General features: G+C 60.6%; 7 protein-coding genes and 1 pseudogene. 4 read left to right on the forward strand and 4 right to left on the reverse strand.

Annotated features, from left to right (window positions below; all coding sequences use genetic code 11):
• Nucleotides 1-1,219 (reverse strand): VCBS domain-containing protein (locus tag AAC640_RS04345; protein ID WP_340264839.1); only part of this gene is annotated, 1,219 nt, incomplete at its 3' end.
• A gap of 770 nt (nt 1,220-1,989) precedes the next feature.
• Here AAC640_RS04345 and AAC640_RS04350 point away from each other — a divergent pair.
• The 3 genes from AAC640_RS04350 to AAC640_RS04360 are packed head-to-tail and all read left to right on the forward strand — an operon-like array spanning nt 1,990 to nt 6,697.
• Complete coding sequence (locus AAC640_RS04350) at nt 1,990-3,717, forward strand: type I secretion system permease/ATPase (protein WP_340264840.1); 1,728 nt, start codon at nt 1,990-1,992, stop codon at nt 3,715-3,717.
• Nucleotides 3,714-5,063, forward strand: coding sequence for an HlyD family type I secretion periplasmic adaptor subunit (locus AAC640_RS04355; RefSeq protein WP_340264841.1), 1,350 nt, complete (start codon nt 3,714-3,716; stop codon nt 5,061-5,063). Before AAC640_RS04350 ends, AAC640_RS04355 begins: the two co-directional genes overlap by 4 nt.
• A 29-nt stretch (nt 5,064-5,092) precedes the next feature.
• A complete protein-coding gene (locus tag AAC640_RS04360; protein ID WP_340264842.1) occupies nt 5,093-6,697 on the forward strand; it encodes a TolC family outer membrane protein in 1,605 nt (534 codons plus the stop codon).
• 196 nt (nt 6,698-6,893) lie between these two features.
• On the opposite strand, the gene AAC640_RS04365 is transcribed toward AAC640_RS04360, so the two are convergent.
• A complete protein-coding gene (locus AAC640_RS04365; RefSeq protein ID WP_340264843.1) occupies nt 6,894-7,109 on the reverse strand; it encodes a helix-turn-helix domain-containing protein in 216 nt (71 codons plus the stop codon).
• Nucleotides 7,106-7,546: a CopG family transcriptional regulator gene (locus AAC640_RS04370; protein ID WP_340264844.1), complete on the reverse strand. Its 441-nt coding sequence runs from the start codon at nt 7,544-7,546 to the stop codon at nt 7,106-7,108. The genes AAC640_RS04365 and AAC640_RS04370 overlap by 4 nt, the downstream gene beginning before the upstream one ends.
• Nucleotides 7,547-7,949: 403 nt before the next feature.
• Here AAC640_RS04370 and AAC640_RS04375 point away from each other — a divergent pair, with 403 nt between their 5' ends.
• Nucleotides 7,950-8,798 (forward strand): ArdC family protein, encoded by an 849-nt coding sequence (locus AAC640_RS04375; RefSeq protein WP_340264845.1) that lies wholly within the window; start codon nt 7,950-7,952, stop codon nt 8,796-8,798.
• Between the two features lie 60 nt (nt 8,799-8,858).
• Here AAC640_RS04375 and AAC640_RS04380 read toward each other — a convergent pair.
• Nucleotides 8,859-9,369, reverse strand: a pseudogene (locus tag AAC640_RS04380) (tyrosine-type recombinase/integrase); the annotation flags it as partial.
• Nucleotides 9,370-9,444: the final 75 nt, after the last annotated feature.

Genomic DNA, 9,444 nt, shown 5'->3' on the forward strand with positions numbered 1-9,444 from the left:
CGTTCGTCAGCGTCGCCGTGAACACGTAGCTGGTGTCCGCCGCGTTCTCGCTGACCGTCGAGGCGCTCAGATTGACCCGAGTGTCGTCAGTTCCATGAATTACAATTGTTACCTGCTGCGCGGTTCCATCAACTGAATGGACCGTGAAAGTGTCTGTCAGCGTTTGACCGCCACCCAGGCCAAGAACGGATGCATTCGCATGATCCAGCGTGTAGGTCCATTGCCCTCCAACCGTGACCCCAAAGCTGCCATAACCATGGTCTGTCGTCGCCCCCGACGAAACAGCCTGGAACGTATTTGCAGGATTATCTACGTCGGTATCGGTCACCGTACCCGTAGCGGTGACTGACACCGCGTAAATCGGCTCCGTCACAGACCCATTTGAATTTCCGACAATAACCGCAGCATCGTTGCTGCCGGTGACTGTGACCTTGATCTGCTGCGAGGCGGTGCCATCGGCCGAGTTGACCATCAGCGTATCATAGACCAGTTGGCCCTGAGTGAGGCCCTGCGTCGCCGCACGTGCGTTATCGAGCGCATAGGTCCACTGACCAGTTGAGCTGTTGAATGTGAACGTCCCGTAAGTGCCGTTGAGATTGGAAGACGACACGGCGGCGAACGTCGCCTGCCCTGCATCCACATCAGCAACTGCAAGAGTACCGCCAACATTCGGTGCCCCCGGCAGGGCGTTGTTTACCCCCCCGGCTTCAACGACATTTCCGGTCGCCGTGCCGCTGATCGAGGCATTGTCATTGGTGCCGGCAAACTGCACGGTTGCAGTCGCCCAGCTCAGCGTGCCGTTGCCCAGCCGAATGGCATAGGTAAACGTGTCTGTGAGGAACTGGCCGGCGTTAAGCGACTGCAATTGGGTCCTGAAGCTGGCACTCAGAGACGAGGTGTCGTAGCCCACTTTGCCATCTGTGGTGATCCAGATATGAGCCCCGTTCAGGCTGTAATCTGTGCTCGTCGCCTCCGCACGGACAGTGTCCTGCTTCAGCAGGTCTGCCGGACTAATGACGCCGGAGCTATTAATGCTATCATCGATGGAAAACAGCGTCTTGGCATTTCCGCCAAGGTCATTCGCCATCACGTCGAGATAGACGATCTGCGACGAGTCCTCGGTCAGGCGTGTATCGATCGACAGAAAGAGGTCGTCTTTCGCCTGCGGCGTGTTGCTGAACGAGGTGGTCGTGCCGCCGGCACCCGAGATATCACCCATGGATTTGCACTCCCAGCGCCCGTTCGCCCAAGCGCGTTAGCCCCCTCGCATTGCGCGAGAGCGTGGACAGAAAGGTCCCACCAAGCCGATCAGGCCTTTGCAGGAGAACTCCCATTCGACTTGATGTTGGAATTTTAGCGGCGCCGGCGACATCCGCTCGCTGGCACAAGGAAGAAGACCGGGCCGGAATATCTAGTGCGCTGCATTTGCCCATCGCTCTTAATCCCGCCCATCTCATTCAACCAGATCGCATTTTGCGATCACGGAATTCATTTGAGCGCAGCATAGACACAGCAATACTTATCCATGCAGAGACAAACCCTGCCGGCTCCTATGCTGCGACCAATCCTAAGGCTTATTTATTAGGAAGAACGCGATCCTGGAACGAATCGCAACTTTCACCCCCTTGCCCCGACGTAGACAAAACCATTCTTAATCCAGAGGTGCAAGGCAATTTACTATCTTTGCTATAGTCCCAAAACAAAACATGTCATAAACGTTAAGTTATATAACTATAGTCATATGATGGTGGTTAGAATAACTATCTTGGCGTGGCCTTTGGTCAAGCCTGTCGGCACCTTCCATCCAAACGTAGCCAGGCGGGGCTGGTGAAATCACCAAAAAATGGGAGTAGTTTTTGGCCCAATGACAGGCGACGTCCGGGACATGCCACAGCAACGCTAGCTGCGATCAAAGGAAACACGTATGCCTTGCTCCATAGAGCATTAGGCCATACGTGTCTTGAACCACGGGGAACGATGGGGGGCGCCTTGTATTCTCGGTTCATAGCTCGTTACCGGAGCGGGCTCATTGTCATCGGAATGGCGAGCTTCCTGCTGAACGTGCTGGTCTTCACCGGCTCGATCTACATGATGCTGGTGTATGATTCAGTCCTGCCCAGTCACAGCATACCGACACTACTCGGCTTGTTCCTCCTGCTGGCCGTGCTTTACGCGTTTCAGGCGGTGTTCGACCTGATCCGATCGCGGGCGCTGCTGGCCATCGCGAATTCACTGCATGGCGAACTGGCTCCGGCCGTCCATTATGCGGCGGTCAACCGCCCGCTGCGGGCTGGCGCTGGCGAAGGCGATGGCATGCAGCCGATACGCGATCTGGACCAGATTCATAGCTTCCTCAGCGGCAATGGGCCGACCGCCTTCATCGATCTTCCGTGGATGATCCTGTTCCTGCTGGTGCTTTTCGCGCTCCATTTCTGGCTGGGGCTGACTGCGTTATTCGGGGTCATCATTCTCGCGGCGCTGACGCTGTGGACCAACAGGGCCACGCAGGACGGCACGCGAGAACTGGCCCAGATCGCGGCTCGCCGCGCTGGCACGGCAAATACAGCCATCCGGTTCGGTGAAGCGACAACCGCCATGGGTATGCAGAAGCGCATGCTGGCCAGGAGCACGGCCTGGGATCTTCAATATCTCACCGCCCAATCCAAGCTTGCCCTGATCGTCGCCCAACTGGGTGGTAGCGGGCGGGTGTTCCGGATTTTCCTGCAGTCCACGATCCTGACGGTAGGCGCCCTTCTGGTCATCGATGGCAAGGCCAGTGGAGGCGTAATCCTGGCGTCGTCGGTGCTGTCCGGGCGCGCCTTGTCTCCGGTTGACCAACTCATTGCCAACTGGCGCAGCTTTGCCGCCGCCCGGGCCGGCTGGCAGCGCCTGAGCGTGATGCTGAACGCGATCCGTCCGAACCCGGACCTCACAGTCGTCCTTCCCCCTCCCTCCGGCGATCTGGTTCTGAATGACGTTTGGGTGTCTCCGCCGGGCAGCAATCGCTTCACGATTGGCGGCGTCACCATGACGCTGCGTCCGGGGCAGGCTCTTGGTGTGATCGGCCCCAGCGCGGCCGGCAAGACGACCTTGGCCAAGGCGCTGCTGGGCATTTGGAATGTCAGCCGTGGTTCGTTGCGGCTGGAAGGCGCGACCTATGATCAGTGGGATCGCGACACGCTCGGAAAGAGCTTCGGCTATGTCGCGCAGCAGGTCGAACTGTTCGAGGGAACGATTGGCGAGAATATCGCGCGCTTCGAACCGGATGCGAGTTCCGAAGCGGTCATTGCGGCAGCACGGGCCGCTGGAATGCATGAGATGATCGTCGGGCTGGAAAAGGGCTATGACACCTTGCTCAGCAATGGCGGAAACGAATTGTCGGCCGGGCAGCGACAGCGGCTAGGCTTGGCACGCGCCCTATATGGCGATCCATTCCTCATCGTGCTCGACGAACCCAATTCCAATCTTGACGCCGAGGGCGATGCCGCGCTGGCGCAAGCGATTATCGATGTGCGCAAGCGTGGTGGCATCGTCGTGTTGATTACCCATCGCCCGGCGGCGCTTGGCCCGATCAGCCACATTCTCTTGCTGCGAGGAGGCAAGATGGAGTCCTTCGGCGAAAGGGATAAGGTCCTGGCGCTGCTTGCCCCAACAACCGATCAGGCCTCGGGCAACGGCACTGTGGTGGCCTCCACTCGTGCGGGGAAAGTTGCATGAACCTGCCCCTGCGTCGCGATGACCCCAACCAGCAGCTCGCCCTTTTCCTCAGCGAAGCCAGCGAGCAGGAAGCGCAGAGCGCATTTGGCCTTCAACGGCTCATGTATGTTCTTGCAGGCCTGTTTGCGGCGCTGATGCTGGCGGCAGCCATCATCCCGATTGGTTCGGCGGTCATCGGCTCGGGTCAGGTGGGAGCGGAGTCACGCGTCAAGCGGATCGCCCACCCCACCGGCGGCGTCATCACCGAAATCCTGGTGAGCAACGGCCAACATGTCGCGCGCGGACAGCTGCTGATCCGCCTGGATAACAAGGTGACGGGCGCGGATGCCACCTATTCCAACCTGACGGTCGAACAATTGTTGGCGCAACGCGCCCGGCTGGAGGCAGAACAGCTGGGTTCTGGAAAGCTGCGGTTTCCGCCCGAGTTGACCCAAGCCAACACAGCGAGCGCCCGCCAAGCCATGGCTGACGAACAGCGGCTCTACACGATAAAGGCCAGCGAAGAGGCGGGATTACGCGCCCAGCTCGCCGCTCGCCAGACCCAATATAGCCAGGAGATCGCGGGCTTTCAGGCCCAGATCATCGCCTTGCAACGGCAGCGCACTCTCATCGAGCCCGAGCGACGCGGTGTGAAGGACTTATGGTCCCAGCAGCTCGTGACGATCAACCGAATGAACGAACTGGAGCGCACCGCCGCCAGCATCGATGGCAATATCGCCTCTCTCAACGCGCAGATCGCCCAGTCGCGCGCGAAGATCAGCGAGACGAGGGAACAAGCCATCCAGCTTGGTGACACGCGCCGGTCGCAGGCTGGGGTGGAGCTCAATCAGGTCAACACCGCATTGAACCAGCAGCGAGTACGTAGCGTTGCCGCCAGCGATCAGCAGACCAGAAGCGAAATCCGGGCGCCCTATGACGGCATTGTCGAGAAGATCGCCTTCGCCGCAGTCGGCGACGTAATCAAGCCGGCCGAACCCATCATGGAGATCGTGCCCGATCGCGATCAGATGATCGTCGAGGCAGCCCTCAGCCCGATGGATATCGATCGGGTCCGCTCTGGCCAAAAGGCACGCATTCGCTTTTCTTCGTTCAACAGGGCGGCGACGCCCGAGATTCCTGGACGTGTCACTTATGTTGCCAGCGACAAGTCTGTCGATCCCGAGGGCAAGAGCGCCTTTTACACCGCCCGGATCACCGTTGATCCTGCCGCGCTCAACGCCGCTGGGCTTCAGCTGAGGGGAGGCATGCCGGCGGAGGTTTATATCGAGACGGGCAATCGATCGATGCTGTCCTATATCACCAAGCCGCTGCGCGACCAGTTCGCCCGCAGCTTTCGGGATAAGTAAGCATGCTGCGTTTATCGGTTGCGTTGTTCATGGCGACGGCGCTCAGCGTGACGAGCATCTGCGCATCGGCGCAAACCGAACCTCAAGCCAGGACAGTCGACGGAGCTCCTTCGGCAAATTACGGTCAGATACCGACGCCATCGGTCTATGGATCGAAGCCAGCAATAGATATTGCTACTCCTGTCCAAACGCTCCACGAAGCGGTCAAACGTGCCTATTGGACCAACCCGACCCTGCTGGCGCAGCGGGCGCAACTCCGCGCATTGGATTACCGCTTGCCCCAGGCGCGTGCCGGCTATGGCCCCAAGCTCGATATCTCGGGAAGCTATGGTTATGAGAGAGACAATTTCGAACTGAGCACCGGTGGCTACATCGCGGCGGCTGACTGGACAGCAACGGCGGCAGCCGTTGTCACGCAACCTTTATACACCTTCGGGCGCATTGCCGCCGACGAACGCGGGGCGAACGCGAACATCTCTTTCGGACGCAATGCCCTTCGCGCCACCGAAATGAAGGTTTTGCTCAACGCTATTGTTGCCTATGCCTCATTCATCCGTGACAATGATGGCGTCATTATCGCGCGGGATAACCTGGCGCTGCTGGCCCGCGAATCTGCAGATACTGCGACCCGCCTGCATGCGGGGGAAGCCACATCAACAGATCATCAGCAAGTGGAGACCCGGGTCAGCCTCGGCAGAGCACAGCTCTATGCCGCTCAGGAGCAGCTCGAATCCAGCCGTGCTGAATTTTTGCGCGCTACCGGCGGCTTGCCGGGCGACCTGGCCGCCCCCCAATCGTTGAGCCTGCCAGTAGCTTCGTTGGAGGAAGCCTATGCCTTTGCCCAACGCAGCGATCCCATCCTAGCGGCGGCTTACTCTCGCGAGAAGGTATCGCGCGCCGCGCTTCAGGCCGCGCGAGCCGAACAGATGCCCCGCGTCGATCTGCGGGGTCGTGCCGAGTCGGGGACAATCCAACCGTACAGCAGCGCATTGCGACAGACGAGCCTGCGCGGCGAGGTAGTCGTCTCCGCCCCGATCTTCGATAGTGGCCTGCGCCGAGCGCGGATTGCTGAAGCCCGGGAGGCCAATGACTCGGACTGGCGGCTCATCGATGCGGCTCTCCGCGACAGCCGCGTCGAAGTAGCCTCAGCGTGGAATATGATGGTTGCCCAGCGTGCAAGCGTCGTGGAACTCATGGCGTCAGCAGATTCTGCCCAACGCGCATATGACGGGGCACTGCAGCAGGAGCGCGCTGGGTTACGCACCACGCTCGACGTCCTTGATCTGGCGCGGGAGTTGTTGACCGCTCGCACCGCGCTGAACAATTCAAGGACAGAAGCCTATCTCGCTGAGGCAAGGCTACTGGCTGCCATGGGCGCGCTGGATGGCCATTATCTGTTACCTGACGAGACGCTGTACGACCCCGACACCCATTATGCTCGCTCCCGCAATGATGGCGATGTTCCCTTGCTGACTCCGATGATCCGGGCGCTGGACGGTATTGGCTCCCGGTCGGAACTCGCGAACCGGACGATCCGCGATCCAACCGGTCCGATCACTACGCCGGGGTTGGTGGTCGATCAGGCGGCGGTTACTGCTATTCCCCCGCCTTCCCGGGAGACACCTCGGAACTGAAGAGGCGTCATCACCTCACCCGATCTGTAGGTATTCCGTTGACCCCTAATGGAGGCAAATCTACCGACAGCGGCTCTTTCACAAGTGGCTTGACACGATCAATGGCAATCCTATCCATTTCCACGCGCCGGGTATTTGATAAAAAGCGGGAAAAACAATTGCCTTGCAGAACGGGTGCTTAAAAGTTGTCATCATTCTAAGCATCTAAACGTGTCACCGATGGGCTGTTCTGTTGGCTGCGAAGAAATTCCTCAAGCGATGCGACGGGTATGAGCGTCATGCTTCCTACCTTGAGCGTCTCGATCGCCCCTTCTGCGATTAGCAGATAGAGCTTCGAACGACCAATGCCAGTCATGCGGCAGGCATCCTTGATCCGGACCGTGATGGGTGCGGGCGATGGGTCGAGGCTCATGGCTGTTCCTCCTGTTTCGTAAGGGCCGTCGCTTCGCCGCCGTTGGCTCGCATCAGCCGCTGTTCGACCAACTTCAGGAAGCTGCCATAGCGGGTCCGGCCCAGCCGGGCGGTGTCGCCGTCGAATGGCGGCTGATGGGCCACGAGCGTCAGCTGGTGGAGGATGAAGACCCCCAGCATCTCGGTCAGCACATCGACCTTGCGCTCGAGCCGCTCGGCGGTGCGGTTCTGCCGATCGAGCCGTGGCCCGAACCGCTGGTTCAGTTCCTGTGCGCCCTTGCGCTCGAGCCAGGCATTGAGCGCATCGGTCAGTATCTGCGTCTTGGAAGTGCCCGGGCTGGCGGTCAGCGCATCCAGCTTCGCCGACAGGTCATCGGGAAGATAGAATTGATGGCGGGTCTTGAACGTCTTCATGCCGCGCAGGATCAACCACGCCACGTTCAGGCAACAGCGCCTCCTTGGTGCCGTCGGGTGCCTTTGCGTCTCGGCCTGCGGCCGACCGCGCTCTGCTTCGCTTGTGCTTCACCGAGCCTGCACTGCGCTTGTCTCGTCCCTGCCGGGCGATGATCGCTGACGCGTGGGGCGCTGCCTGTGGCAAGCCCAAGCGGGCATCGCGGCCTGGCCGCGCTGGGGTCGGTTTGAAGGGCCGCCAGAAGTGCGGGGTGGGCGTCGGCTCCCTCTAGGCCCGTGCCGGCGGGCTGCAAGCCGGACTTGCCGGCTCCTTCTCTTGTGTTTCGGCCCTGCGGGTGCAGCCCGCCTCCCTGCCCGGGCCTGCCGTGCGCCTCCTCGCCGCCCACCCCGCCCTTCCGGCGGCCGGTGCTGGAAGGGCAGGAGAAAGGACATGGTCAAGGAGTTTCAATCGAACGGATCGCTGTACGACGAGGTGACCCAGCGCATTATCGCGCAACTGGAAGAAGGACGGCTGCCATGGGTGCAGCCTTGGGACAGCGGCAAGGCGGCGACGGGATTGCCGCGCAATGCTGTAACGGGACGCTGCTATTCCGGGATCAATGTGCTGATCCTGTGGGACCAACTTTTCGCCTGCGGCTATAGCCTGCAACGCTGGCTGACCTATAAACAGGCGCAGGCCTTGGGTGGCTATGTCCGCAAGGGCGAGGCGGGCACCACCGTTTGCTATGCCGACCGCTTCACCCCCAAGGACGAGCAGGAGAAGGCCCGCGACGAACAACGCGAGGCCCGGCAGATCGCTTTCCTGAAGCGCTTCACCCTCTTCAATGTCGCGCAGTGCGAGGACCTGCCCGAAGAACTGATGGCGGGTCCCGAAGTCCGCTTGCCCGAGGAGTTGGTGCCGCAGGCGCATCGACTGATCCGGGCCAGTGGCGCCGATGTCCGGGTGGGCGGGGAGAGCGCCTTTTATGCGCCTAGCCCCGACTATATCCGCGTGCCGGACCAGTCAGCTTACTATGAACCGATCAACTGGTATCGCACCGTGCTGCATGAGCTCGGGCACTGGACGGGCCATGCCTCGCGCCTCGACCGGCTCACCGGCGCGGGTTTCGGCAGTGCCGATTATGCCCGTGAGGAACTGTGTGCCGAGATGGCCAGCGCCTTCCTCTGTGCGGAACTGGGCATAGCACCTACAGTGCGGCACGCAGATTATATCGGCGCATGGCTCCAATTATCGCGAGGTGAGCATAAGTCGAGTAATCGCGAGGTGGCGGTAATGTGAAGGAGCGCGGCCAGATTGGCTGATGTCTGCGGTTTCCTGCCAACGTTCCTTCACATTATTTCAGAGCGTATCGAGCCAGATAAGCACGCTTGCATCGCGCTTCCACGATGTCTGACCGCCGGGTGTTGTCGGAACGGCGACCTGTTCCAGGGCCTTCCGCTTCGTTTCCAGATTGGCCCTGGCATAGTGGTTGGTCGTGTCGAGGCTCACATGGCCGAGCCAGCTACGGATGACCGTAACGTCGACGCCCGCCGATATGAGGTGCACGGCGGTGGCGTGCCGGAAGGCGTGCGGCGTCACATGCTTGGCACACAGCGTTGGCGTGGTTTCGCTCGCTGCTTTCACGTAGGCGGCAAGTTTGAACCGGGCGCCCGATGCGCTGAGCGGTTCGCCATAGCGGTTGACGAACAGCCGTTGGTCGGGTGACGGGGATGTTGAGGATTTCGACGCATTGCGCGATCGATGCGGGATCCCTGGTCGCCACGAAGTTGAAGAAGCTCCGGATCGCGGCAAGCCGGCAGTTGCGTGTCCCGATCGAGCCGCCGCGCTCGTGTTCGGCGTGCCTCAGGAACCCCAACCGGGCTAGCAGCATGAGGATCGCATAGTCCCGTCGCCCCATAGCCGTGCCTTGATCGCAGCCAGCGAG

It is taken from the genome of Sphingobium mellinum, from assembly GCF_037860795.1.
Taxonomy (GTDB): Bacteria; Pseudomonadota; Alphaproteobacteria; order Sphingomonadales; family Sphingomonadaceae; genus Sphingobium; species Sphingobium mellinum.

Excerpts from the sequence above, each read along its gene's own strand:
- AAC640_RS04375 (WP_340264845.1), top strand. The coding sequence starts at position 7,950 with ATGGTCAAGGAGTTTCAATCGAACGGATCGCTGTACGACGAGGTGACC.
- AAC640_RS04360 (WP_340264842.1), top strand. The coding sequence starts at position 5,093 with ATGGCGACGGCGCTCAGCGTGACGAGCATCTGCGCATCGGCGCAAACC.
- AAC640_RS04365 (WP_340264843.1), bottom strand. The coding sequence starts at position 7,109 with ATGAGCCTCGACCCATCGCCCGCACCCATCACGGTCCGGATCAAGGAT.
- AAC640_RS04355 (WP_340264841.1), top strand. The coding sequence starts at position 3,714 with ATGAACCTGCCCCTGCGTCGCGATGACCCCAACCAGCAGCTCGCCCTT.